This window comes from Microbacterium sp. 1262 (assembly GCF_040544895.1).
Classification (GTDB): Bacteria; Actinomycetota; Actinomycetes; order Actinomycetales; family Microbacteriaceae; genus Microbacterium; species Microbacterium plantarum.
The window spans coordinates 2,313,587-2,338,232 of sequence record NZ_JBEPKU010000001.1 but is presented as its reverse complement, the minus strand read 5'-3'; the positions used below and the strand labels follow the sequence as shown (position 1 = coordinate 2,338,232).

Below are 24,646 nucleotides of genomic sequence, written 5' to 3'. Positions count from 1 at the left end.
CGGGGTCAGGTCAGCGGCGGGGTGCGCGGTGGCGCGACCCGGCGAGGGGCGAGTGCCTCGACGGCCGCGCCGAGGCGGAGCAGTGCACTGTCGTCGTACGCGCGTCCGGCGATCGTCAGGCCGACCGGTATCCCGATGTCGGGGAGGAGCCCCATCGGTACCGTCACGGTCGGGATGCCGAGGTGGCGGATGGCGAGGTTGCCGTTGGCGATCCAGGTGCCGTTGCGCCACCCGATGTCGGCCGAAGCGGGGTTGACGTCCATGTCTGCGGGAGCGACATCGGCGACGGCGGGGAAGACGACGGCGTCGAGGCCCGCGGCATCCATCCACTCCTCGAGGTCGACGCGCCGGGTCTTTTCGAGGCCGCGAAGCCCGGCCTCGAGATGCGGGATGTCGGTGAGCGCGACGCCCGGATGTGCGCGGACCCAGGCGGGGTACTCGGCGATGTCGTCGTCGAACCCGTCGTAGCGCTCGGGCAGGGCGCCGTCGGGATGCGGGAAGATCCGCGCTCCGTCGACGTCCGCGAGACCGGGGAAGGCGGGGTCGCCGTTGGCCCGGAGGAAGTCGTCCCAGGCCCAGGCCGACAGGTCGACGATCTCGCGGCGCAGGTACTCGGGGTTCACGCGGCCGTTCGTCGCGATGGACCCCGCGCCGGGCCGATCGTTCTCGTAGCGCGACACGACGGGGAAGTCGGTCTCGACGACCTCGGCTCCGGCGGCCTCGAGATCGGCGCGGAGCGACCGCCAGAGCGCGATCACGCCCGGTCGCGTCTCGATGCGCTGCCCGGTCGGCCCGCCGATGCCGGGGGAGTCGGTCGTGCCGGCATCCGGGTCGGCGCCGATGTACATGCGCGGGATGCCGATGCGTCGGCCGGCCAGCATCGCGCGGGCGTCGGCGGGGCCCGTGACCGCGAGGTCGCGGTAGCTCTGCGGGCGGACGGCGGAGGCTGCCGGGATCTCGACCCAGGGCTGCATCCGCCAGAAGTCGCCGCGCGTGTCGAGATCGTCGGCGACGACGACGTCGAGCACGGCGAGCAGATCGGCCATGGTGCGGGTGTGGGGGACGACGACATCCATCGTCGGCACCAGTGGCCAGTTGCCGCGCACCGAGATCACGCCGCGCGACGGGGTGTAGGCGCAGAGGGCGTTGTGCGAGGCCGGGCCGCGCCCGCTCGACCACGTCTCTTCGCCGAGCCCGAACGCGGCGAAGCTCGCTGCGGTGGCCGTCCCCGAGCCGTTCGACGATCCCGATGCGAACGGGGCGGTCAGATAGTCGGCGTTGTACGGGCTCTCGGCCCGCCCGTAGAGACCGCGCTGCATGCCGCCGTTGGCCATCGGCGGCATGTTGGTCAGCCCGAGGCAGATGGCGCCGGCATCCCGCAGTCGCTCGATCGTGAAGGCGTCGCGTCGCGCGACGAGGTCCGCGAACGCGGGGCTTCCGGCAGCGGCGGTCAGGCCGCGCACGAGGTAGCTGTTCTTCGCGGTGTAGGGGATGCCGTCGAGCGGCCCCCGGCTCTCACCGCGCACGCGACGCTCATCCGACGAGCGGGCTTCGGCGAGGGCATCGGGGTTTCGGACCACGATCGCGTTCAGTGCGGTGGCGGTATCGGGGCCGTCGTAGGCGTCGATGCGGGCGAGGTAGGCCTCGACGAGCTCGACCGCAGTGGCCTCGCCGCTCGCGAGCGCCGCCCCCAGCTCGCCGATGGAGGCCTCGTAGACCTCGATCACCGCTCTGTCCCCGCTGCTCTTCCCGTCGAGTCGCCACGAAGTGCGTGTCCGGCGGGGGAGGGCAGGGCGGGCTGCTGCTGGGTGATGCAGTGGATGCCGCCGCCGCGGGCGAAGAGCGGGCGCGCGTCGACCGTCACGACGCGGCGGCCGGGGTAGGCGTCGGCGAGGATGCCGCGGGCCCGGTCGTCGGCCGCGGGGTCGCCGAAGCCGCACGCGATGACCCCGCCGTTGACGACGAGGTGGTTGACGTAGCTGAAGTCGACGAAGCCCTCGGCGTCGCGCAGCTGCGCGGGGCCGGGCAGGTCGATGATCTCGAGGTGCCGGCCCGCGGCATCCGTCGCGGGCTCGAGGGCGGCGCGGATCTCGGGCATCACGGCGTGGTCGGGGTGCGCGGGGTCGGGCTGCGCGTGCAGGAGCACCCGTCCGGGCGCGGCGAAGGTCGCGACGATGTCGACGTGGCCGTTCGTGCCGAACTCGTCGTAGTCGCGCGTGAGTCCGCGCGGCAGCCAGATGGCCGTGTCGGCGCCGATCGTGCGCAGCATCTCGGCCTCGACGCGCGCCCGGTCGGCGAAGGGATTGCGGCGCGGATCGAGCTGGACGGTCTCGGTCAGCAGCACCGTGCCCTCGCCGTCGACGTGGATGCCGCCGCCCTCGTTGACGAGCATCGAGCTGACGAGCTCCGCTCCGACGTGGGCGGCGATGATGCGCGCGTGTTCGGCCGAGAGGCGCCAATCAGCCCAGTCGGGAGCGCCCCACCCGTTGAAGATCCAGTCGACCGCACCGAGCACGCCCGGCCGCTCGTCGTCGACGACGAAGGTGGGCCCGTGGTCGCGCATCCAGAACTCGTCGACCGGCGTCTCGTGCTGCTCGATGGCGCTGCCCAGCAGGTCGCGCGCCCGCGCGGTCTCGGTCGGATCGACGAGCATCGAGACCTGCTCGAACTCGGCGACGGCCCGGGCGACGGCCGTCCAGGCGGCGTATCCGTCGGCCCGGTCGGCATCGGTGTCTCCGAGGGTGAACCCGACGCGCGGGAACGCCATCCACGTGCGCTCGTGCGGCGCGGTCTCGGCCGGCATCCTCCAGGGCATCGCGGTCCTCCCGGACTAGTTGATCAGTTGATCAATTTCTGGGAAGCGTACAGACTGGCGGGCATGGCGTCAAAGGATTCTGCGGGGCGAGCGAGACTGAGCGGAGAGCAGCGCCGCGCGCAGATCGCCGCCGCCGCCGAGCGGATCGCCCGTGAGCACGGCCTGAGCGCGGTGACTCTGCGCGCCGTCGCGACGGCCGTCGGCGTCGGGCCAGCGCTCGTCGCGCACCACGCCCCGAGCATGGACGACGTCGTCGCCGCCGCCTTCGAGACGATCGTCGCGGCGGAGCTGAGCGATCTCGAGCACCTGCGGGCGGGCAGTCCCGATGCCGTCGCCCTCGTCCGCGAGCTGCTGCGCACGCTCCTCGACGGCACCCGTTCCGACGTCACCCTCGTGTGGGTGCAGTCGTGGGCGCTCGGTCGCCGGAACGAAGCGCTCGCCGAGCGCGTGCGCGCGCAGATGGATGCCTGGACCGCCTTCCTCGAGGGCATCATCCGCGACGGCGTCCGCGCGGGATCGTTCCGGGTCGACGACCCCGCCGCCGTCGCGGCCCAGGTGCTCGGGATGATCGACGGGCTCAACGCGCACGCTCTCGTCTCGTGGCACGACGCCGATGCGCGCATCCGCCTCATGTCGACCGCCGTCGAGGCGATGCTCGGAGTCCGGCCCGGGGAGCTCACCGCCGCGTGACCACGTCGCTGTCACAGGCGGCGTCCAATCTCAACCCGTCTGCGACGTCTCCGGTGGTCGCCCTACGGTGGGGAGCACACAAGCGAGGGGGACACCGCCATGGCACATCGAGCACTCGTCCTGACCGGATCGGGTCGGTACGCCGATCCGTGGCACCCCTTCGCTGAGGTCGGGGCGCAGGTCGCCGACATCCTTCGCCACCGCGACTGGGATGTCGCCGTCTCGGACGACGTCGACCAGGGCATGGCGAACCTCGACGGATACGACCTCGTCGCGGTCTGCGCGGGCGACCCGTGGCGCAGCGGCACCAGCCTGACGCGGGGTGCTCCGCCGTCGTCCGTGGCCGGATTCGCCGCGGCGCTCGAGCGCGGCATCGGCGTCCTTGCCGTGCACTCGGCGGTCTCATCGCTGCGTGACTACCCGGAGTGGGCGCCGGCGCTCGGCGCGATCTGGCTGCCCGAGCTGTCGTTCCACCCGGAGGCGGGCGAGATGACGGTCCAGGTCGAGCCGGATGCCGTGCCCGCCGAGGTGCCGACCACCTTCCACACCCACGACGAGCGCTACTGCGCGCTGCAGCGGCTCGGGCAGCGCACCGTCGTGGCGTGGCACGAGGGCGACGGCGCGAAGGAGGCCGCGGCGTGGGTGCGGGAGTACGGCGGCGGGCGCATCGCGGTCGACGTGCTCGGCCACGACGCGCAAGCCTTCGAGGCCTCGGGCCATCGCACGCTGGTCGCCGCCCTCGCGGCCTGGGCGGTCGCCGGCAGCTGAATCGCGTGCCAGCGGTACCCGACGCGTCAGCGAAGCGAGGCGCGGTACCTCTCGACGACGACGGCTGCCACCGCCTCGTCGGGCGCGAGGGGGTCGGTCACGACGTCGGCGCCGGCGCCCGCGATCACGGCCGCGAAGTGCCCGGGCGCGAGGACATAGCTCGCGGCGAAGACGCGTGTCGCTCCGGCGGAGCGCGCGGCCGCGACCGCCGCGTCGATGCGGATGCCGGCGCCCGCGGCGAAACCCACCGACACCGGCATCCCCAGGCGGGCGGCCAGCAGGTCGGCCATCGCCGCGACGTCGACCTCGGCCGCCGGATCGGACGATCCCGCCGCCGCGAGCACGACGGCCTCGGCGCCGGGCGGCGCGTCGGCTGCGCCCAGGCCGGCGGTGCGCAGCCGTTCGGCGAGCAGACCGGCCAGCAGGTCGTGCGGACCGAGCGCGGGAGTCGCGACGCACGGGCCGGGAGCCGCTGCGACCGCACGTGCGATGTCGACCCGCGTGTGGAAGCCGGTGGAGAGCAGGAGAGGCACCACGACGGATGCCGCCCCCGCGGGCACGCCCGCCACGACGGCGTCGATCTCGGGTTCCTGCACGTCGACGAACGCCTCTTCGACCTGCACTCCGGGAAGCATCTGTCGGACTCGCGTCACGACGCCGGCGATCGCGGCGCGCCCCTCGAGGGAGCTCGTGCCGTGGGAGCAGGCGATGAGGACCGGCGTCATGGTGTCGCTCCCGTCGTCGTGAGGTCGAGGCGGTAGCCGCGCTTGACAACCGTCCGGATGAGGCCGGAGCACCCGAGCGCTTCGCGCGTGCGGGCGATCGCGACGTCGAGGGCGTGGTCGCCGGCGTTCGAACGCGGAAGCGACCGCTGCAGATCGGCGCGACTCACGACGCCACCCGCGGCGGTGAACAGCGCTTCGAGGATGAGGGCCGAGGTCGGCGAGAGCGGGATGACGCGGCCATCGAGAACGGCGGCCGAGCTGCGCAGCTCCAGCAGCCCCGCCGGCGTCGGAAGCGAGGGTGCGTGCTCGCCGCCGAAGTGGGTGACCACGGCACGGACGAGCGAGCCCAGCCGCCCGCGCTCGGCGATGAGAGGTTCCGCTCCGGCGCCGCGGAGGGGAGCCGCCGTGATCGGCCCGACGGCCGCGAGAAGCAGCCGCCGGCCCCGCGCCCGCCGGACGATCTCGTCGATGACACCCTCGCGCCGGGCCGTCGCGATCCATTCCGCTGCGCCCGGAGCGGACGTGAACAGCACCGCGTCGACCTCACCCTGCGCGGTCGCGACGACCGAGCGCGCGACGGCGGCCGGATCCGGCGGCGGCCCCCACCGGTACACGGTGAGGCTGACGACCTCCGCGCCCGCCCCCGTGAACAGTTCGTCGAGGCCATCGGCTCCCGAACCGTGATGCTGCACCGCGACGCGGCGACCGCGCACGCCTTCGGCGAGCAGGAACCCGCCGAGCTCACCCGAGGTCTCCGACTCGGCGACCCAGTCCGCCAGCAGACCCGCTTGCTGGATCGCGCCGCGCGCCTTGGGCCCGCGGGCGACGATCTGGGCACCCGCGAAGGCGTCGTGCAGATCGTCGAGGAGTCCCGCTTCGTCGGCAGCCTCCATCCAGCCCCGGAATCCCACGCCCGTCGTCACGACGACGACATCCGGCGGATCGGCGATGAGCGAGCGCGTCGCCGAGATGAGTGCCTCGTCGTCGATGTGGGGCACGATGCTCAGCGCCGGGGCATGGCGCACGGTCGCTCCGTGTCTCTCGAGCGCCGTCGCGAGCTCGTTCGATCGCCGATCGACGGCGATGACGATCGTGCAGCCGCCGAGGGCGGCCGAGAGCGCGGGACGGACGGACTGGTTCACCGGATGACGCGCTCCCGGTCCTCAGCCGGCGCGAGCAGCAGGCCCGCTCGGGCGACCTCGCCGATCACGATGACGGCGGGATTCGTGACACCGGCGGCTGCGGCATCCGCGAGCACCGTCGCGAGCGTCGATCGGGTCGTGCGCTGCTGCGGCGTGTGCCCCCGCTCGACGATGGCGACCGGACGCTCGAGAGGAGCGCCCGCGGCCCGCGCGGCCTCGACGATGCGCGGCAGCGCGGCGACGCCCATCAGGAAGACGGTCGTGATCGCGTCGTCGCCGAGCGCCGCCCGTGTCGACGGCGTGATCGGCCCCTGGCCGTTGGCGACGTGGAGCCCGCCCGAGACGCCGCGGTGGGTGACCGGGATGCCGGCGGCTTGCGGCACCGAGACGATGCTCGTGAGGCCGGGGACGACCTCGACCGGGATGCCGGCCGCGTGGCAGGCCGCGACCTCCTCGCCACCGCGGCCGAAGACGAACGGGTCGCCGCCTTTCAGGCGCACGACGCGTTTGCCGGCGCGGGCATGAGCGACCAGCAGGGCGTTGATCTCGTCCTGCGTCACCGGGTGGTGGCCGGGCTGCTTGCCGACGTCGATGACCTCGACACCGGGCTCGAGCTCGTGAAGGACGTCGACGGGGCCGAGCCGGTCGGCCACGACGACATCCGCTTCGGCGAGCAGGCGCCGACCCCGTACGGTCATGAGGTCGGCCGGACCCGGGCCGCCGCCGACGAGGTCGACGCGGCCGCCGCCGCGGCGGCGTCGGCGCAGCGGCAGCATTCCGGCACGCAGGGCGGCGGCGATTGCATCGCGCAGGCGTACGGCGCGCCGCGGGTCGACGCCCGCGTCCGAGGCGACCCCCACGATGACGTCGCCGCTGCGGGTCTCGGCCGTCAGTCGCGCGGTGCCGTGCGCGCCGTCGGACGTGTTGACGCAAAAGACCCGTTCGGATTCGCACCAGGCCGCGACCGCGGCATCCACGCGAGGGATGCCGGTGGCTGTGTGCACGAGCCAGGCGTCGGCGATGTCGTCGCGCCGCGCTTCGCGGGACACCCACGTCAGCCCGTGGGCGGCGACTGCGGCGCGCATCGCGTCACCGAGCTCCGGTGAGACGATGCGGACGTCGGCCCCTTCGTCGAGGAATCGGCCGAGTCTGCGGGCGGCGACGGCGCCGCCGCCGACGAAGACGACGCGGCGGCCGGTGAGCGAGAGCCCGAGCATCGTCGTCATGCCGCACCTCCGTCGCGGATGAAGACGGTGCCTTCGCCGTTCACGGCCACCGGCCAGACCGGCAGCATCCGTGGGTCCTTGCCCTGGGTGTCGAGGCACGCGCCCGTCCGCAGGTCGAAGACCTGCTTGTACATGGGGGACGCGACGGTGGGTGCGTCGCCGCGAGTGCCGACGATCCCGCGCGACATGACGTGCGCGCCGCTGTACGGGTCGAGGTTGGCCGTCGCGTGGACACGACCGTCGTGCAGGAGGAACAGGGCGATCTGCCGGTCTCCGAGCAGCGCCGCACGGCCGCGTTCGACCTCGAGGTCGTCGAGCCGGCACACTGCCGTCCATGCCGAGCTGCGGCCCTGCGCGTGGCGCTCGGTCTCGGTCTCGGTCTCGGTCTCGGTCACGAGGGTCATCGCCGCACCTCCAGGGTCGTGCCGGCGATGAGCACGCGGTCGTCCGTGCGTTCGTCGGCGGTCGCGGGCCGCGGCTGACCTCGCTCGACGGTGTACGCCAGCGACGGGTCCGGCGTCGTCGGCGCGTTGACGAACGACGCGAAGCGCCGCAGCTTCTCGGGGTCGGCGAGGGTGGCCGCCCACTCGTCCTCGTACGCGTCGATGTGGCGCGCCATCGCGGCATCCAGATCGGCGCAGATCCCGAGCGCATCGTCGAAGATGACGGCGCGCAGACCGTCGATCCCGCCCTCGAGGTCTTCGAACCACGGAGCCGTCCGCTGCAGCCGGTCGGCCGTCGAGATGTAGTACATCAGGAAGCGGTCGATCGTCGTCAGGAGGGCGTCGTCGTCGAGGTTCTCGGCCAGCAGCACCGCGTGACGCGGAGTGAACCCGCCGTTTCCGCCGACGTAGACGTTCCACCCGGTCTCGGTCGCGATCACCCCCACGTCCTTCCCGCGGGCCTCGGCGCATTCGCGGGCGCATCCCGAGACCCCGAGCTTGAACTTGTGCGGAGCGCGCAGGCCCCGGTACCGCAGCTCGAGGCGCACCGCCATGCCGACGGAGTCCTGCACCCCGTACCGGCACCAGGTCGACCCCACGCACGACTTCACGGTGCGCAGCGACTTGCCGTACGCGTGACCCGACTCGAAGCCGGCCTCGACGAGTCGCCCCCAGATCGCCGGCAGCTGTTCCAACCGGGCCCCGAAGAGGTCGATCCGCTGGCCGCCGGTGATCTTCGTGTACAGGTTGAAGTCCTGGGCGACCTGCGCGATCACGAGCAGCTTCGCCGGGGTGATCTCGCCGCCGGGGATGCGCGGGACGACGGAGTAGCTGCCGTCCTTCTGCATGTTCGCCATGACGTGATCGTTCGTGTCCTGCAGCGTCGCGTTCTCGCCGTCGAGCACGTGACGGCCGGTGAGGGTCGACAGGATGCTGGCGAGCGCGGGCTTGCAGATGTCGCATCCGCGCCCCGCGCCGAAGCGCTCGATCACGGCGCTGAACGTCGTCAGGCCCGACACCCGCACCGCGTCGAAGAGCTGCCGGCGCGACAGGTCGAAGTGCGCGCAGAGGGCGTTGCTGACGGTCGCCCCCGACTTCGCGAGCTCGGCGCCGACCAGCTTCTTGATCATGGGGACGCACGAGCCGCACGCGGCTCCGGCCTTCGTGCAGGCCTTGACGGCGGCGACATCCGTGCATCCCTCGTCGTGGACGGCCGAACGGATGCCACCGGCGGTCACGCTGTTGCACGTGCAGACGAGGGCCGCATCGGGCAGCTCGCCGGTCGGGGCCGCGACGCCGCCGTCCGGCATCAGGTAGGCGACCGGGTCGCCGCCGAGCGCGCCGCCCACGAGCGGACGCAGCGCCCCGTAGGCCGACGCGTCTCCGACGAGGATGCCGCCGAGCAGTGTCTTCGCGTCGTCGGAGAGCACGAGCTTCTTGTAGACCCCGGCCACGGGGTCGGCGTACACGACGTCGAGCGCTCCGGGCGTCTCGGCGAACGCGTCGCCGAAGCTCGCGACATCCACGCCCGACAGCTTCAGCTTCGTCGACACGTCGAAGCCGCCGAAGCTGGCCTCGAGCCCGAGCAGGCGCGTCGCGGCGACCTCGGCCATCGCGTAGCCGGGAGCGACGAGCCCGACGCACTGCCCGCCGAAGCTGGCGACCTCGCCGATCGCCAGGATTCGGGCATCCGAGGTGTCGCACCCCTGGTCGATCACGACGCCGCCGCGCGGGTCGACGGCGAGGCCGGCATCGCGGGCGAGCTCGTCGCGGGGGCGGACGCCGACGGTGAAGACCACGACGTCGGTGCGCTCCCACGTGCCGTCGTGGAACTCCAGGCCCACGACCTGTCCGCTGCGATCGGCGTCGAGCCGTGTGGTCAGTGACGAGGTGCGCACCCCGATCCCCCGTGCCGTGATCAGGCGGCGCAGGGCATCTCCGGCCGGAAGATCGAGCTGAGCCGACATCAGCCTGTCGGAGGACTGCACGACGGTGCAGTCGACGTCGAGTCCCTGCAACGCGCCCGCCGCTTCGAGGCCGAGCAGGCCGCCGCCGATGACGGTTCCGGTCAGCCGTCGGCCGAGCGCAGCCGACCGGCGCTGCACGAACGCCTCGAGCGCTTCGACATCGTCGAGGGTGCGGTAGACGAAGCAGCCCTCGTGGTCGTATCCGTCCACGGCGAGCCGGGCCGCGTACGAGCCCGTCGCGAGCACGAGCCGGTCATAGCCGATGCGCTCGCCGGAATCGACGAGCACCTCGCCGGCGTCGCGATCGATGCCGGTGACGGTGCGCCCGCGGAGGAACCGGACGCGCTCGTCGCCGAAGGGAGAGCGGTCGAGCTCGAGGTCGTCGGCGGAGGCGCCGGCGAAGAACGACGTCAGCCCGACCCGGTCGTACGGGTGGCGGGGCTCGTCGCCGACGACCGTCACGCGCCAGGTGTCGTCTGCGCGGCTCAGCAGGCTCTCCACGAAACGGTGGGCGACCATCCCGGCACCCACCACGACGACGTGTCGGGTGGGGCCGGTGGAGCTCATGTCGTGACCGTACGCGGGCGAGGTTGCGGCGCCGTCAGCGGCGTGTTTCCGGCTGTTTACGGTGCGGACCATGGGTCACACCCGGGCGGTCGCGGGCTCGACGGCTGCCGGCTCCGCGGCGGCGGGCTCGGTGGCTACAGGCTCGGCGGTCCCGGTCGCACGGGTTCGCTTCGGCGCGCGCACGCGGCGCGGCGAAGTCGGCCGGCCGTAGGTGAAGTAGAGCGGGATCGCGACGAAGACGAGGCCGCCGACGAGGTTGCCGAGCACGGTGGGGATCTCGTTCCAGATCAGGTAGTCCATGATCGTGAAGTCGCCGCCGAGGAGGAGCCCCGAGGGGAACAGGAACATGTTCACGATCGAGTGCTCGAATCCCATGAAGAAGAAGAGCATGATCGGCATCCACATCGCGAAGATCTTGCCGATGACATCCTTCGAGATCATCGCCAGCACGACGCCCGTCGCGACCATCCAGTTGCACAGGACGCCGCGGACGAAGAGCGTGAGCATGCCCGCCGCGCCGTGCTCGGCGTAGCCGACCGTGCGGCCCTCGCCGATGTGGCCGATCGCCTGACCCACCTCGTTCGGCGGCGTCGAGAAGCCGTACGTGACGACGATCGCCATCAGCACGGCCACGGTGAAGGCGCCGATGAAGTTGCCGAGGAACACCAGCCCCCAGTTGCGCAGGATGCCGCCGAGCGTCACCCCCGGCCGCCGGTCGAGCCAGGCGAGCGGTGCGAGCACGAAGACGCCGGTCAGCAGGTCGTAGCCGAGCAGGTACAGCATGATGAAGCCGATCGGGAAGAGCACGGCGCCGAGCAGCGGCATCCCCGTCGTCACGGTGATGGTCACGGCGAAGGCGGCGGCGATCGTGAGGACGGCGCCGCCCATGATGGAGCGGATGAGCGTGTCGCGGGTCGAGAGCATGACCTTCGACGCGCCCGCGTCGATGACGGTCTGAACGAGCTCGGTGGGCTTGACGTAGGACATCGCGTCCTCCTTCGGTCGAGAGCCGGTGGGTATGGTGCTCGACGCTAGAGGCGGGGTGTTTCCCCGGCGGTCTCGCTGATCGTCCGTTCCGTTACCTCTTTCTCTCTTCGGGCCGTCGGCGGTTGTGAGATCGCCGGCTCTGGTGGCGATTCGGGCGGGGTGGTGCAGAGTAGCGGTGTGCCCGTCGTCTCCGCCCTGTACCGCTATCCCGTCAAGGGGTTCACTCCCGAAGCGCGCGACGAGCTCGTCGTCCAGCCCGACGGCCGGATCGCCGGCGACCGGGTGCTCGCGTTCCGCTTCGCCGACGCGGTGGAGCCGGAGGACGCCGACGGCCTCGAGTCATGGCCGAAGAGCCGCGGCCTCGCGCTCATGGACTTCCCGGCGCTCGCGCGCGTGGCGCTGGACTTCGACGCCGACGCGCGGCGGCTGCGGCTGAGCGTCGATGGCGCGGTGCTCGCGGACGCGGGGCTCAACGACGCCGGGCGGCGCGAGCTCGAGGACGCGATCACCGCATTCGTGCGGGGCTCGGGCGACGCGCGACGCCTCGACCGCGACGGCGTGCTGCCGCTGCGGCTCGTCGGCGACGGCGCGACCTCGCGCTTCCAGGACCGCGCCCGCGGTTACGTCTCGCTGCACGGTGCCGCCTCGGTCGAGGACGTGGATGCTGCGGTGGCCGCGCCCGTCGACAGCCGCCGGTTCCGCTCGAACATCGTCGTTTCGGGTGTCGGTGCGTGGGACGAACTCGGCTGGAGCGGCCGTGCCCGCATCGGTGAGGTCGCGTTCGACGTGCAGCGCCCCATCGGCCGGTGCGCCGCGATCATGGCCAACCCCGACACGGGCGAGCGCGACGCGCGGCTGCTGCGCGTGCTGACGACCGAGTTCGATCAGGCCGAGCCGACCCTCGGCATCCTGCTCCTCCCCGCCGACGGCGGGGGAGTGGTGCGGGTGGGCGACGAGGTCGTCGTCGAGGGCTGAACCGGGTGGCGGCATCCGTTCGTGGGTGCCGGGATGCAAGTGTTCCCGACCGACACCCCGGGACGGATGCCGCTGAGCGGCGTGTCGGTCGCGGCGCCTTGCAGCGCGGTACGGGGTTGGTGCTCGAGGGCTGAGCCGGGATGTCGGCGGCGGGAGCTTCTACGGCGTCGGCGCGTTCTGCGCCGGGTCGACGGCCCCGCGTCCGCGGACGGCACACGTCCACAGCCCGAGGAGAACCGCAGCGGCGAGAATCAACGAGAAGCCGGACCGGACCGCGTTCGCGCTGAAGCCGAGCCCGCCTCCCGCAGCGAATGCGACGAGCACGGCCACGTACGCCCCTGCCGGGCGGAGGTGCTGTTCACCGTCGTCGGCGATGCGGCGTGCGACCGCGCGTCCCAGCAGGCCGGCGGCCATCTGGATGACCGAGGTGACGGCGATGTTGCCATAGAGCATCCCCGTCTCGCGGTGAAAGGCGTTGCCCTGAACGCCGGCGACGAAGCTGACGGCCCCGGCGATCCACATCGGTTCCGATCCGCGGGTGACGCTCAGCACGGCGAGGACCGTGACGATCACGACCTCGCCGAGAAGGACGGGCGCCGAGTACGACTTCCCCCGGCGAGCGAGCCCGAGGATGAGGATGCTGCACGCGAAGGCTCCGGCCGCGAAGACGAGAACGGAACTGGCCGCAAGGAGCGCGCGGTCGACGTCTCCCTCCGCGGTGGCGTAGCCCAGCGAGATGAGATTGCCGGATTGCACGGTCGCGAACGTGCCGACCTGGCCGAACGTCCATGCGTCGAGCAGTCCGGAGACGAACGCGAGAGATGCCGACGCCCACACCGTCTCCAGGAGCGGGTAGCGACGAATCGATGAGGCGTGGGCGAGCGACATGGAACCTCCCGGGGCCTTCCACCCAAGCGAACGGAGCGATCGACGGCGTCCGACGAGTGTCGAATACCCGTTCGTCAGCTATCCCTGTGACGCATCGCGGGGCATCGCCAGACTCCTGAATACCGTCCGGATCCGTCACGAAGGAGCAAGCCATGGATTCGTCTGAGAACGTCCCCGTCGGGCACGAGGTTCCCACGCTGGGCAACCCCGACTTGCCGCAGGAGGGCGAGGTCAACATCGCCGATCGCCCGCAGAGCAACACGATGACCGGCCCGCAGAACACGGCTATCACCTCGCAGTTCCCCAACCAGATTCACGCGCCGGCGACCGACATCAGCACCCAGCCGTTCTTCTGGTCCTCGTTCAACATCTCGCCGCGCCGCGTCCAGCGGGGCGGCTGGGCGCGGGAGCTGACGAAGCAGGACTTCCACATCTCCGACGAGATCGCCGGCGTCAACATGTACCTCGAGCCCGGCGGCATTCGTGAGCTGCACTGGCACCAGACTGCCGAGTGGGCCGTCATGACCCGGGGCAAAGCGCGCGTCACGACCCTCAGTCGCTCCGGTCTTCCCGCCGTGGAAGACGTGGAGGAGGGCGATCTGTGGTTCTTCCCCGCCGGTACGCCGCACTCGCTCCAGGGTCTCGGACCCGACGGGGCCGAGTTCGTCCTCGCCTTCGATGACGGCGACCAGTCCGAGTCGAACACGCTGCTCCTCACCGACTGGTTCGCTCACACGCCGCCGGAGGTCCTGGCGAAGAACTTCGGCGTTGCCCAGGAGGTCTTCTCCGACATCCCTCTGCACAACCTGTGGATCTTCCCCGGTGACGAGCCGCCGGCGCTCGAGGCCGACCAGGCCGCGGCCGGCGTCGAGTGGGGCATGGAGCCGGTCATCTTCCGCCTCTCGCGATCGAAGCCGCTCTACGAGAACACGGGCGGCTCCATCCAGATCGCCGACTCGACCAACTACACGTACTCATCCACGGTCGCCGCGGCACTCGTCACCGTCGAGCCGGGCTCCATGCGAGAGCTGCATTGGCACCCGAATGCCGATGAGTGGCAGTACTACCTTCGCGGTTCTGCCCGCATGACGGTGTTCAACACCGGACCGCATGCGAACACCACGGACTTCCGTGCCGGCGACGTGGGCGTGGTCCGCAAAAACTTCGGCCACTACATCGAGAACACCGGTGACGACGTGCTGCAGTTCCTCGAGGTGTTCCGCGCCGACAAGTACGAGGAGATCTCCCTCGCGAACTGGCTGTCCCACGTGCCGCCGCAGCTCGTCTCGGCGCACCTCAACATCGACCCTGCGGTTCTCGCGACCTTCCCGCGCGGCTCGCAGGGCATCACACCGCTGCGATGAGCCGCGACATCGCCTCGGGTTCATGCCCGAGGCGATGAACGGCACGCTCCCCGAGAAAGCTGCACGCGTTGGCCCCCACACACTCACACGTCACACGCCGCACCACGCCGTTCTGGGTGGTCGCGGTCGCGTTCCTCCTGGTGATGGCGTACTCCACCGTCCCCACACCCCTGTACCCGCTCTATCAGCAGCTCGACGGGTTCCCCGTCTCCGTCGTCACCGTCGTGTTCGCGGCATACGCGGCCGGGGTGGTTGCGAGCCTGTTCCTGCTCGGGCACGTCAGCGACTGGATGGGGCGACGACGGATGCTCGTCATCGCCATCGTCATCTCCGCGCTGTCCGCGATGCTGTTCACGGTATTCACCGACGTCCCGGGGCTGCTGATCGCCCGAATCGTCAACGGCGTCAGTATCGGCGTGCTCACGGCGACCGCGACTGCGCACCTCGGCGAGTTGCGGGCTCGGGCGCGACCAGACGAGAACGCCGTCGTCGCGGCATCCGTCGCCGGGGGAGCGAACCTCGGCGGTCTCGCCCTCGGCCCCCTCATCGGCGGGCTCTTCGCCGACTTCCTGCCCGACCCGCTGCACCTTCCGCACACCGTGTTCGCCGTGGTCCTCATTCTCCTGGCCATCGCCGTCGCGCTTGTTCCGGAGACCGTCACCGCGGCTCGGCGCACATATCGTCCGCAGAAGGTCGCGGTCCCCGCGGCGTCCCGCGACCGCTTCGTGGCTGCCGCCTTCGCGGCTTTCGCAGGTTTCGCGCTCTTCGGGCTGTTCACCTCTCTGGCCCCGTCGATCCTCGTCGGCATCTTCGACGAGCACGGCCACCTCGTGGCCGGGATTACCGTCTTCCTCGTCTTCGGGTCCGCCGCCGCCGCTCAGGGGCTTCTGGCCCGCGTCGCGTATCGCACCCAGCTGCTGTTCGCCGCCATCGCCTGTGGAGTCGGTCTGCTCGTGATCGCCGGCGGGGCTCTCGCGCCGTCGCTCGCTCTCTTCCTTCTCGGCGGGATCGTCGGCGGGGCGGGCGTCGGCGCGCTGTTCCGATGTGCGCTGGCCACCGCCTCGGAGATCGCGGAACCGGGTCGCACAGGTGAGACGCTCGCCGCGATGTTCCTCGTCGCGTATTGCGGTCTGGCGCTTCCGGTGCTCGCTATCGGGGGAGCGTTGACCGTGCTGCCCCAGACCACCGTGCTTCTGGCGTTCGTCGTCCTGGTGGGCGTCGTGACGGTGACTGCGGCACTGCGGATGCGTCGCGCCGCGCGCTGAGCAACAGGGAAGGGCCGCCGAGATGCTCCCGGCGGCCCTTCGCTATCGCCATGGCTCACGCAGAGCGACGAATAACATCCGCGAGGGCGTCGGCGAGGCCGTCCGTACCGGAGTCGACGCGATGGCCGTTGAGGAAGAACGTCGGCGTCCCGTTGACGCCGCTGCGGATGCCGCCTTCTTCGTCGGCGCGGATTCGCGACAGGTAGCGTCCCTCGGCCACCGCCGCGCGGAGCTCGTCCATCGGCAGGCCGAGGCGCTCGCAGATCGTCGCATAGAGGTCGGGGCCCAGCTGTCGTTGGTGTTCGAACAGCAGGTCGTGAGCCTCCCAGAACTTGCCGTGTTCGGCCGCGAACTCGGCGATGAACGCTGCATCGACCGCCTCGGGGTGCAGTTCGGCGAGCGGGAAGTTCCGGAAGACGAAACGCACCTGCCCCTCGTATGCGGCGAGCAGCTTCGCGACGACGGGATACGCGGCACCGCAATAGGGGCACTGATAGTCGCCGTACTCGACGAGAACCACCGCCGCGTCGGCGGGACCCGAGCTGTGGTCGTGTGAGGAGACGGGAACGCGAAGTGAGGACATGGTCCTCTCCTTTCAGTTGTGGGTGAGGGTGTCGAGGGCATCGAGTACGCCGTCGACGCCGGGGTTGACGGCGACGGGCGCGAGGTAGCTCCAAGCGATGACGCCGGCGGGGTCGATGACGAAGAGCGCTCGGCGCGCTTCGCCCACGGCGTCGTCGTACGCACCGAAGAGTCGTGCGACCGCCCCCTTCGGCTCGAAATCGCTGAGCAGCGGGAAGTGCAGTGAGTGAGCTGCCGTGAACGCCTCGTGCGACCACACGTTGTCGACGGACACGGCGACCACCTGCGCGCCCCGGGCGCGGATCAGCGGCAGAGCCTCATTGATGACGGACAGCTGGTCGCCGCAGACGGGACTCCAGTCGGCGGGGTAGAACGCGAGGACAACGGGGCTGCCGAGGAGCTCATCTGAACTCAGCGACTGGTCGGCGGTCACCCGGAGACTGAAGTGCGGCGCATGGTTCCCCGGTTGCAGGATGTCTGGCATGATCGGCCCTTTCTGAACGTACCCTCACTGTGCTCGGGTGAGATGGGGCTCCCGTAGGCCGCGCGTTCGAACGTCATCCGACATGTGTCGAACCGGTCGTGCTGCGCCGGCGCTCCCCTGTCACGGCGGCGAGAAGGACGACTCCCGCGATTCCGGCACCAGCGATCGTGTCGACGACGCGCTCGGCCGCGACCTCGCTGATGGGTTGCCCTGCGGTTGAGGCGAGCAGCACCGCCATCGGTGTGACGACGGCGAGCGCCCAGGTCAGGTTCCGTCGGAGCAGGAGCTCGAAGAGGAAGATCAACCCGGCCGCCCAGGCGATGCGCTCCCACCCCCGGGGCTCGATGGCCGCCAGGACGATCACGAGGAGGATGGCGAGTCCGGTGCCGATGAGGCGCTGCGTACCCCGCAGGACTGCTGAATAGACGTCCGCGTCTTTCTGAAGGATTCCGAGGCACGCCAACATGACCCACGCCGCATGATGCAGGCCGAGGGTCGCGCTGACCGGTACAGCGAGCACCGCGGACGCAGCGATCCGAGCGACGATCAGGCGAGCGGATGCGGGGACTGCGAAGCGCCAGGGCGTTCGCTGCGCGAATATCATCCGGTCGCGGGCTCGGATCGTGGGCGCGAGCAGCGGCAGCACCACGATCAGATACCCCAGGAGCGCACCGCCGGCGAGTGAAGCCACGACCTCGAGACAGCTCATGCCGGCACCGCCGGCAGCCGCGGGGGCCACGAGCTGGCCGGCAGAGCCGGTGATGAGGACGAGGAAGAGCGCCCCGGGCGGACCGACCGCCAGCGCCTGCGCGAGGAACGACCCGCCGACGGCGATGACGGACATGGCCACGAGGCCGGGAATGAGCGCTGTACCCAGCGCCGCACCGACACACGCGGCCACCAGAAGAGCGCCGGCGATGATCGGTAGCGCGACAGCACGTTCTCTGCGCGACCGGTCGGGGAGGTGCAGGACGATGAGAGCGCCGAGGGAACCGACCGACCCCCAACGTGGTTCGCCGATGACGAGTCCGAGCAGCGGGGGAACGGCGACGGCCAGAGCAGCCTGCAGTGCGGCCGGCCACTGGCGCGGAGCCGGTCGGAGGGCGAACAGCTGACGCCAGACGCGCCTGCTCATCCGCTGCCGAGCGCGTCGAGCTCGGCGGCGGACGGGGCGAAGAACACGGTGCCGGTCAACGCGGTGGAAAAGTCGAGCAGCCGGTCGTGCATCCCCGGAGGATGTCCGATGAACATCCGCTCGATCATCTGCTGGATGACCCAGAGGTTGCGGCTGTACCCGAGGAAGTAGGTGCCGAACTCTCCCGCTCCGGGCCTGCCGAACGGCATGTTGTCGCGGACGATGTCGTGCTCGACACCGTGGTCGTCCTCGATGGTCGCCAGGGACTTGTGTGACTGCTGGCCGCTGGGGGCGTCATCCAGCTCGATCCCATCGACCTTCGTGCGTCCGAGGATCCGCTCCTGTGTCTCGACGGGCAGCGAATCCCACTCGGCCATCGCGTGCACGTACTTCTGCGTCACGACATAGGTGCCTCCGGTGTGTACGGGGTCCTCGTCGGCGACGAGGACGGTGGCATCGATGGCCGGTTCAACCGGATTCGCCGTTCCATCGACGAAACCCAACAGGTCGCGACGATCGAAAGAGCGGAAGCCCACCGTCTCATCGACGACGTGCACCGCCGCACCGAGATCACTCAGCAGGCGCTTCTCGAAGAAGAAGCAGACGTCCGTGCGTTCCGCGCGGATGTGGAAGAGCAGATCCCCCGGTGTCGCGGGTGCCGTATGCCTCGCCCCGACGACCGGCGTGAAGGGGCGGAGCTGCGCGGGGGGAGCGCTCTGCATGAGCGACGCCCACACGCGGCTGCCGACTCCCACCGTGCACGTCAACGCCGCCTCCGGAAATCGGAAGGTGATGGCTTTCATCGAATCGGAGAGATCGGCGAGAACGTCGCGCACGATGTCGACGCCGCCTGGCGCGATGGTCACGACCAGGAACACCGCATTCGCGGTGAGAGGTGCTCCTGGTGCCTGTGTCGGTCCTGTCTCGACGTTGTTCATCCGGTGTCCGCTCGCTCTCGCATTCGTCTGACGGCACCACCATCGCGTTATCCGGAGCGATGTGCTTCCGACACGTGACGAGACTGCGTGCGACGAGTGCATCGCCCGGTGATCGGGGTCGCCGATCTGCACGAAGTGTCCTTCGCGGACTGGACGGACGTCGCACAGCGCTGGTCGCGACCCGCCATACCGTGAGTGCCACCTGACCTGGACGGAGACACCATGGACGCCATCGGCCGCGAGGCACTCACCGGGATCCACCAACTCGAACGCGAACTCGTCGTGCGCGACTTCATCGCGCTCCTCAACGACCGCGCGCATGCCGAACTGCATCCGTTCCTCGCTGAAAATGTCGTCTATCGTCCGTCTGCGAACAAGCGCGTGTGGGGGCGACCCGCCGTGACACGGATGATCGCCGAGCTGCACGAGGAGTTCGACCAGTGGACCACGCACCTCGAGTCCGTGGCGGTCTGCGGCGACACGGTGCTGACCGAGCAGCGGCTGCGGCTGAGGCTCCCCGGCACGTCGACGGTCGAGGTGATGGGGTTCGCGAGCTTCCGCGTCGCGGGCGCCCAGATCAGCGCATGGAACCAGATTCACGCGTGAGCTGTGACGGGGCGCGCGCCGCGCGCTTTCCGTGCCACTCGCGCAGGTCCTTTCGCGAATTGAGTCCCGACTTCGCGTAGATGTGGCGAATGTGGGACACGACGGTGTGGGGCGACATGAACAGTGCGTCCGCGATCTGCTGCGTCGTCGCGCCGGCGGCGACGCGCTCGAGCACTTGCTGCTCACGCGGTGAGAGCATCTGCGGATCGCCGTGCGCGTGCGCGCGACGGCGAACTCCGAGGTGTCGGAGAGACTGCAGCACACGGTTGACATCGCGATGCGCGCCCGCGGTCTCATAGATGGCGAGTGCCTCGTCGAGCGCCGGGACCGAGCGTTCCGCGTCGGGCGCCACAACGCCCAGGAACTCGAGGACGAGAGCGAGGATGAGCGGGCGATCCGACTGCCGGAGGATCATCGCGGCCTCAGTCAGCGTGTCCGCATCACGTCCGTGGCAGCCCTCCGCGGTCCGCAGAATGGCCCGGCAGTAGGCATTCTCAGGATTGGCGTCGTATCGGATGCGGGCTCGCGTGATGACCTCACGAGCGAGTTCGTCATCCTCGGAGCGGATCGCGACCTCCATGAGCAGAAGGTCGTCGGCGAAGTCCGAGGGTGTCGTCATCGTGGGGATCGGGTCGTGGAGTGATTCCCGTGCGAGGACGCTGTGCGCCACAGCGTCATCCACTTTTCCGTCGTTGAGCGCTCGCAGCACGAGCATCCACTGACCCGCTCGGACGACACCGCCGCCGGACGCGAGAGTCTCGACGAGCGGTTCGGTCTGCTTTCGGAGAGCGGTGTCACCGGTGCGAAGAGCGATTCGGAACAATACGATGCCGGCGGTCGCATTCGCGAAATCGCCGAGTCCGAGTTCATCAGCAAGAGCGAGCACCGACTCCGCTTGCAGCCTCGCGTCATCCAGCCGGCCGAGGTCATGCAGAACGCGGGCGCGGACCATCATCCAATACGCCTCGGCGACAGCGGCCCGGGATGCGATCGCCGAGCTCAGCCCCTCGTCCACCAGCTCGAGAGCTCGCGTGACGTCGCCCTTCGAGTTGTGGAGGAATGCGTCCCACAATCCTTCCGGCACCCATCGCGCCGGATCCAGCCCCGCGAGAGCGGCGCGTCTCGACGCGGATTCCATGAGGGCGACCGCGTCGTCGAACCGGTTGCTGTTGAACGCGTACACCGACTCTGTCGCGTCCACGGTGGCGAGCGCCTCGTGGTCCGCATCGGGGTCGGCGACCTCGCGTGCGAGCGCCAGGGTGCGGGTCAGCTCGACGAAGTCCGCCTTGTTCGCACAGTTCAGGGCGCGTACGGCGAGCAGGTCCGCTCGCGTCGCGCGTTCGATGCCTGCGAGCGCGAGCGCCTGATCACAGGTGGCGATGGCGCGATCGAAGGAGGATTCGGTCTGGCGACGGGCGGCACCGAGGAGGACACGTGCCCGCGACTCCGGTGAGAGATAGGGCGCGAGTGCCTGGGTCGCGTTGTCCGCCTCGGTGTCGCGCCCGTCGGCCCAGAGGTACGGAAGGAGCTCGGTACTGGCCTCCGCCAGAGCCGGAACGTTGTTCGCGAGGCGCAGTGCCGCTGCGGCGAGGTCCGCGGCCTGCGATGTGTCGGACGCAGCCAACTGCTGCGCGGCGTCGCGGATCAGTGCGAACGATTGCTGATCGCCGGGTTCGGCAGCCTCCACGAGTGCCGCGGCGACGGCGGAGGCTGGTTCGCCGGAGGCGAGGCGCAGCTGTGCGACTTCGCGCAGCATCGCCTTACGGACGGATGCCGGGATCGACGCTTCCACCGCTTCCCGGATCGTGTCGTGGACGAAGGCGAGGGTTGCCCCGTCCTCGATCAGGAAATCGGCACCGAGGAGTTCGCGCACCGCGGTCATCGAGGCCACCGCGGTGCCGCCGGTCGCGGTCAAGACGTCGGAGAGGCGGAACCGCCTGCCGAACAAGCTCGCGACCTGGGCGAAGGTCAGTGCGTCGTCGGAGAGGTGCGCCACCCGCTGTCGCGATGCCGCCCCGAATCTGGCGGGAACGGCATAGCCGATGGCGTCGACGACGCCACCACGGGCCGCCAGGAGCGCTTCTTCCTGCAGCCCGCGCACGAGTTCGACGATGAGCAGCGGGATGTGCGAGGTCTGCTCGAGGGCCGCCTCGAGCTTGGGTCCGAGGGTGGCGCCGGTGAGGTCTGCCGCGATCTCGAGCGCAGCATCCGCCGCGACAGGCTCGAGATCGAGGACCGTGCCGGTGCGCTCGACATACTCGGCGACTCGAGCATGGGCCGCCCGGAACTGTCCGGAGCGGCTGGCAAGCACCCAGGCGACAGGCTGATCCGCCAGGGCGGCCGCTGACCGTAACAGGATCCCGACGGACGCGGCGTCCAACCACTGCAGGTCGTCGACGACGACGATCGCACCGCCCGCCGTCGTAGCCGTCGACTCCAATCGGTCGGTCAGGAGGCGCGCGATCCAGTACTGCGGTTCTCCCGCGCCCAGGGCCGGCCGCAGCTCCTCCTCCGTCACCAGGCGCGGTGTGCCGCGCAGCATCGCCTCGGTCAGTGCCCCCAAGGGGACTGCTCCGGAGTCGACGTCCGGGGTGATGGTGAGGGTGGGCCAGCCTCGTTGCTCGGCGACGGCGAGAACCTCCGCGAGCAGGCGGGTCTTTCCCATGCCCGCGCGCCCGCGGATGAGCGCGGGCGTGGGCTCGCCCGAGAGAGACCGCTCGATGGACGCGGTGAGGGACGAGATGATGTCGCCGCGCCCGCGCAGGGGGGTGCTGGCAGCGGTGGAAGACCCGGCCAGGAAGGCGCGGTCTGACGCAACGGCGAAGCCGGAGTGCCGGTCGTGCATCCCCTCATTATTCCGCGGCGACGTATGCCGCGGAGGTCGCCGCCGCCTGAGTAGTACAAGTTGGGCCTCCTCGCCCGGGAGGGCCGTTCTTACGCTCAAGCCGAGGGCGCGGGTGCGGCCGAGAAGGGAGCGGACGGGGATGAACCTGCAGACACTCGTGGATGACCTCGCGGAAGACCTCGGCCGTTCCGTCGTCATCAACGACGCCCAGTACCGCCCCATCGTTTCCAGCGCACAGGGCGAGGAGATCGATGAGCTCCGCGCCCGTGGACTGTTGGGACGCGCGACACCTCCGCGTGAGCGCGCGTATCTGGAGAGCATCCACCTGTCCTCCGCCAAACGACCGCAGACCGTGAACCTCGATCGATTCGGCGCACGGGAACGCCTGGCGGTGCCGATCCGCTCCCGTGACGCACTGCTCGGGGTCCTGTGGCTGATCACGGGCGGGCTCCCCCCGCTGACGTCATCGCAGTTTCGTGCAGTCGACGCCGCGGTGGAGATCGCACGCGAGTATCTCGCCGCCGCGCAGGACGAGATACCGGGCCGATCGACGCGCGACATGGTCCTCCGAGGACTCCTCGCCCCGGATCCGATCGTCAGACGGGATGCGCTGAGCACTGCTGTCCGCGCCTACGGCGTGTCTCGCAGCTCGGCGACCGTCGTTCGCGCCGTGGCCGTCGGGCACGACACCTCCGTGGTCCAGCGCGCTTCGCTCGGTCGGGCTGTGGAGAGCCTGGCCACAGCGACGTTCATGTTCATGGGCGAGATCGGAGCTGCCTTGCTGTTCCTGGAGCGTTCACATGAGAACACGCGAACGGATGACCTCATCGCGGCCACGGCGGCGCGCGCGGGTGTGCCGCTGCGCGCAATCGGGTCCGCCTATCTCACCGGAACCGACATCGACGTGCGACCGGTCGCCGAGCGAGCTGTCGCGACGGCAGCGGTCGCGGAGCTCTTGCCGGATCTGGGCACGAGCCTGCGCGCCGAAGACGTCGGCCCGTGGTTGCTCATCGCCGACGTCGTCTCGGATCCGAACCGACTGCAGTGGTACTCACCCGCCGCATACGCCCTGATCCACGATGCGGACCCGCTGCGCCGCCAGACCATCGAGACCCTCCTCGACCATGCCCACCAGATCAAAGTCGTATGCGAAGAACTGCACATTCACCGCACGACGCTGTACTACCGATTGGAAAACATGCCACAGGTGGTCAAAGACGCGATGGATGACGGGATGAAGCGCAGTGCACTGCACCTCGGTTTGAAACTCGCCTCGTACTGGGAGAACGCGGGACACATCCAATGAGGGCGCAAAGCCGGCAGGTCCAGACCAGCGACGGCGTAACCCTCGAGGTGTACGACACGGGCGGGAACGGCGCCCCGGTCCTGATGCTCCATGGGTGGTCGCAATCGCAGGAGATGTTCCGGCACCAGCGTGACGGACTCGGAGAACGCCGTGTCATCACGTACGACATGCGTGGACACGGCAGGTCGGAGAAGCCTGGGCGGGGCCACCGCATCGCTCGTCTCGCAGCCGACGTCCGCGACATCCTGGAAGATCTCGACATCCGGGATGTCCATCTCCTCGGCTGGTCGATGGGGGTCTCGGTCATCTGGTCGTATCTCGAACTCTTCGGCGACAGGAGAGTGCGAAGCCTCGTGCTGGTGGACCAGCCCGCCGCGGTCGCCGCGCAGCTGTGGATGAGTGCGATCGAGCAGCAGTCCGCAGGCTGCATCCTGCCCGCGGATGGGCTCGGTACCCTCGCGAACGCCATCGCCGACGATACTGGCGGAGACGCCACGGTGCGCGCCTTCGTGCGGAGCATGTTCACCGGGCCCGTCGACGACGGCCTCTGGTCGTTCGTGTCATCGGAGGTCGCTCAGACACCGCGCCGTGTCGCCGCGCCATTGCTGTTCGACCACGGCGCGCAGGACTGGCGGGAACTCCTGCCGACCATCGCCAAGCCCACCCTCGTGCTGGGGTGCGACGGCAGCCATGTGTCGGCCGAGTCGCAACGCTACGTCGCCTCGCGCATCCCCGGAGCGCTCGTGCACATCTTCCCGCGCGATGTCGCCAGCTCGCATTTCCCGTTCCTGGAGAATCCGGAGGCGTTCAACGAGGTCGTCCGAGTGTTCCTCGATGCGAACGCGGTTTCCGACATCCGTCCAGTCAGGTAGCGACAACCTTCGGAGGGAGGGCGCGGACACTGCTCCTACCGTGAGACGTGGCCGGG

At 70.2% G+C, this 24,646-nt stretch carries 22 protein-coding genes; 8 read left to right on the top strand and 14 right to left on the bottom strand.

The window, feature by feature from the left end:
• Positions 1–5: 5 nt before the first annotated feature.
• The gene (locus ABIC53_RS11135) at positions 6–1,727 is read right to left on the bottom strand and encodes an amidase (protein ID WP_354451491.1); all 1,722 of its coding nucleotides are present in this window, start codon (positions 1,725–1,727) and stop codon (positions 6–8) included.
• On the bottom strand, positions 1,724–2,815 hold the full coding sequence (locus ABIC53_RS11130) for an agmatine deiminase family protein (protein WP_354451489.1): 1,092 nt from the start codon (positions 2,813–2,815) through the stop codon (positions 1,724–1,726). The genes ABIC53_RS11135 and ABIC53_RS11130 overlap by 4 nt, the downstream gene beginning before the upstream one ends.
• Positions 2,816–2,878: 63 nt before the next feature.
• On the opposite strand from ABIC53_RS11130, the gene ABIC53_RS11125 reads away from it, so the two are divergent.
• The gene (locus ABIC53_RS11125) at positions 2,879–3,505 is read left to right on the top strand and encodes a TetR/AcrR family transcriptional regulator (protein WP_354451487.1); all 627 of its coding nucleotides are present in this window, start codon (positions 2,879–2,881) and stop codon (positions 3,503–3,505) included.
• A 99-nt stretch (positions 3,506–3,604) separates the two neighbouring features.
• Complete coding sequence (locus ABIC53_RS11120; protein ID WP_112616041.1) at positions 3,605–4,273, top strand: ThuA domain-containing protein; 669 nt, start codon at positions 3,605–3,607, stop codon at positions 4,271–4,273.
• Between the two features lie 26 nt (positions 4,274–4,299).
• Here the strand turns inward: ABIC53_RS11120 and ABIC53_RS11115 are convergent, their stop codons facing one another.
• The 6 genes from ABIC53_RS11115 to ABIC53_RS11090 all read right to left on the bottom strand — a co-directional run bounded on the left by ABIC53_RS11115 (position 4,300) and on the right by ABIC53_RS11090 (position 11,330).
• Complete coding sequence (locus ABIC53_RS11115) at positions 4,300–4,998, bottom strand: sirohydrochlorin chelatase (protein WP_354451485.1); 699 nt, start codon at positions 4,996–4,998, stop codon at positions 4,300–4,302.
• Positions 4,995–6,140 carry a uroporphyrinogen-III synthase gene (locus tag ABIC53_RS11110; protein ID WP_354451483.1) on the bottom strand — a complete coding sequence of 382 codons (1,146 nt, stop codon included), beginning with the start codon at positions 6,138–6,140 and terminating at the stop codon, positions 4,995–4,997. The genes ABIC53_RS11115 and ABIC53_RS11110 overlap by 4 nt, the downstream gene beginning before the upstream one ends.
• Positions 6,137–7,366, bottom strand: a complete 1,230-nt coding sequence (cobA, locus tag ABIC53_RS11105; protein WP_323987103.1) for a uroporphyrinogen-III C-methyltransferase — start codon at positions 7,364–7,366, stop codon at positions 6,137–6,139. Before cobA ends, ABIC53_RS11110 begins: the two co-directional genes overlap by 4 nt.
• Entirely contained in the window at positions 7,363–7,770 is a 408-nt protein-coding gene (nirD, locus tag ABIC53_RS11100; RefSeq protein ID WP_354451481.1) for a nitrite reductase small subunit NirD, read from the bottom strand. The genes cobA and nirD overlap by 4 nt, the downstream gene beginning before the upstream one ends.
• On the bottom strand, positions 7,767–10,343 hold the full coding sequence (gene nirB / locus ABIC53_RS11095; RefSeq protein WP_354451479.1) for a nitrite reductase large subunit NirB: 2,577 nt from the start codon (positions 10,341–10,343) through the stop codon (positions 7,767–7,769). Before nirB ends, nirD begins: the two co-directional genes overlap by 4 nt.
• Positions 10,344–10,418: 75 nt before the next feature.
• On the bottom strand, positions 10,419–11,330 hold the full coding sequence (locus tag ABIC53_RS11090) for a formate/nitrite transporter family protein (RefSeq protein ID WP_112616051.1): 912 nt from the start codon (positions 11,328–11,330) through the stop codon (positions 10,419–10,421).
• A 177-nt stretch (positions 11,331–11,507) separates the two neighbouring features.
• On the opposite strand from ABIC53_RS11090, the gene ABIC53_RS11085 reads away from it, so the two are divergent.
• On the top strand, positions 11,508–12,305 hold the full coding sequence (locus tag ABIC53_RS11085; protein ID WP_282501927.1) for an MOSC domain-containing protein: 798 nt from the start codon (positions 11,508–11,510) through the stop codon (positions 12,303–12,305).
• Between the two features lie 159 nt (positions 12,306–12,464).
• Here ABIC53_RS11085 and ABIC53_RS11080 read toward each other — a convergent pair whose 3' ends face one another.
• Complete coding sequence (locus tag ABIC53_RS11080) at positions 12,465–13,193, bottom strand: YoaK family protein (protein ID WP_282501928.1); 729 nt, start codon at positions 13,191–13,193, stop codon at positions 12,465–12,467.
• 152 nt (positions 13,194–13,345) lie between these two features.
• Between ABIC53_RS11080 and ABIC53_RS11075 the strand changes: the two genes are divergently transcribed.
• Together ABIC53_RS11075 and ABIC53_RS11070 are read left to right on the top strand one after the other, a co-directional pair.
• The gene (locus ABIC53_RS11075) at positions 13,346–14,557 is read left to right on the top strand and encodes a cupin domain-containing protein (RefSeq protein ID WP_354451476.1); all 1,212 of its coding nucleotides are present in this window, start codon (positions 13,346–13,348) and stop codon (positions 14,555–14,557) included.
• Between the two features lie 68 nt (positions 14,558–14,625).
• On the top strand, positions 14,626–15,822 hold the full coding sequence (locus tag ABIC53_RS11070) for an MFS transporter (protein ID WP_282501930.1): 1,197 nt from the start codon (positions 14,626–14,628) through the stop codon (positions 15,820–15,822).
• Positions 15,823–15,877: 55 nt separating this feature from the next.
• Here the strand turns inward: ABIC53_RS11070 and ABIC53_RS11065 are convergent, their stop codons facing one another.
• The 4 genes from ABIC53_RS11065 to ABIC53_RS11050 all read right to left on the bottom strand — a co-directional run bounded on the left by ABIC53_RS11065 (position 15,878) and on the right by ABIC53_RS11050 (position 18,961).
• Positions 15,878–16,405, bottom strand: coding sequence for a DsbA family protein (locus tag ABIC53_RS11065; protein WP_282501931.1), 528 nt, complete (start codon positions 16,403–16,405; stop codon positions 15,878–15,880).
• 12 nt (positions 16,406–16,417) lie between these two features.
• Entirely contained in the window at positions 16,418–16,888 is a 471-nt protein-coding gene (locus tag ABIC53_RS11060; RefSeq protein ID WP_354451473.1) for a redoxin domain-containing protein, read from the bottom strand.
• A gap of 73 nt (positions 16,889–16,961) precedes the next feature.
• Positions 16,962–18,023 (bottom strand): FUSC family protein, encoded by a 1,062-nt coding sequence (locus tag ABIC53_RS11055; RefSeq protein ID WP_282501933.1) that lies wholly within the window; start codon positions 18,021–18,023, stop codon positions 16,962–16,964.
• On the bottom strand, positions 18,020–18,961 hold the full coding sequence (locus tag ABIC53_RS11050; protein WP_282501934.1) for a Dyp-type peroxidase: 942 nt from the start codon (positions 18,959–18,961) through the stop codon (positions 18,020–18,022). Before ABIC53_RS11050 ends, ABIC53_RS11055 begins: the two co-directional genes overlap by 4 nt.
• 222 nt (positions 18,962–19,183) lie before the next feature.
• Between ABIC53_RS11050 and ABIC53_RS11045 the strand changes: the two genes are divergently transcribed.
• Entirely contained in the window at positions 19,184–19,567 is a 384-nt protein-coding gene (locus ABIC53_RS11045) for a nuclear transport factor 2 family protein (RefSeq protein WP_282501935.1), read from the top strand.
• On the opposite strand, the gene ABIC53_RS11040 is transcribed toward ABIC53_RS11045, so the two are convergent.
• Positions 19,539–22,412: a helix-turn-helix transcriptional regulator gene (locus ABIC53_RS11040; protein WP_354451470.1), complete on the bottom strand. Its 2,874-nt coding sequence runs from the start codon at positions 22,410–22,412 to the stop codon at positions 19,539–19,541. The two genes, ABIC53_RS11045 and ABIC53_RS11040, sit on opposite strands and share 29 nt — an antisense overlap.
• A gap of 139 nt (positions 22,413–22,551) precedes the next feature.
• On the opposite strand from ABIC53_RS11040, the gene ABIC53_RS11035 reads away from it, so the two are divergent.
• Both ABIC53_RS11035 and ABIC53_RS11030 read left to right on the top strand, forming a co-directional pair.
• On the top strand, positions 22,552–23,718 hold the full coding sequence (locus tag ABIC53_RS11035) for a helix-turn-helix domain-containing protein (RefSeq protein ID WP_354451468.1): 1,167 nt from the start codon (positions 22,552–22,554) through the stop codon (positions 23,716–23,718).
• Positions 23,715–24,590, top strand: coding sequence for an alpha/beta fold hydrolase (locus ABIC53_RS11030; RefSeq protein ID WP_282501937.1), 876 nt, complete (start codon positions 23,715–23,717; stop codon positions 24,588–24,590). Before ABIC53_RS11035 ends, ABIC53_RS11030 begins: the two co-directional genes overlap by 4 nt.
• Positions 24,591–24,646: the final 56 nt, after the last annotated feature.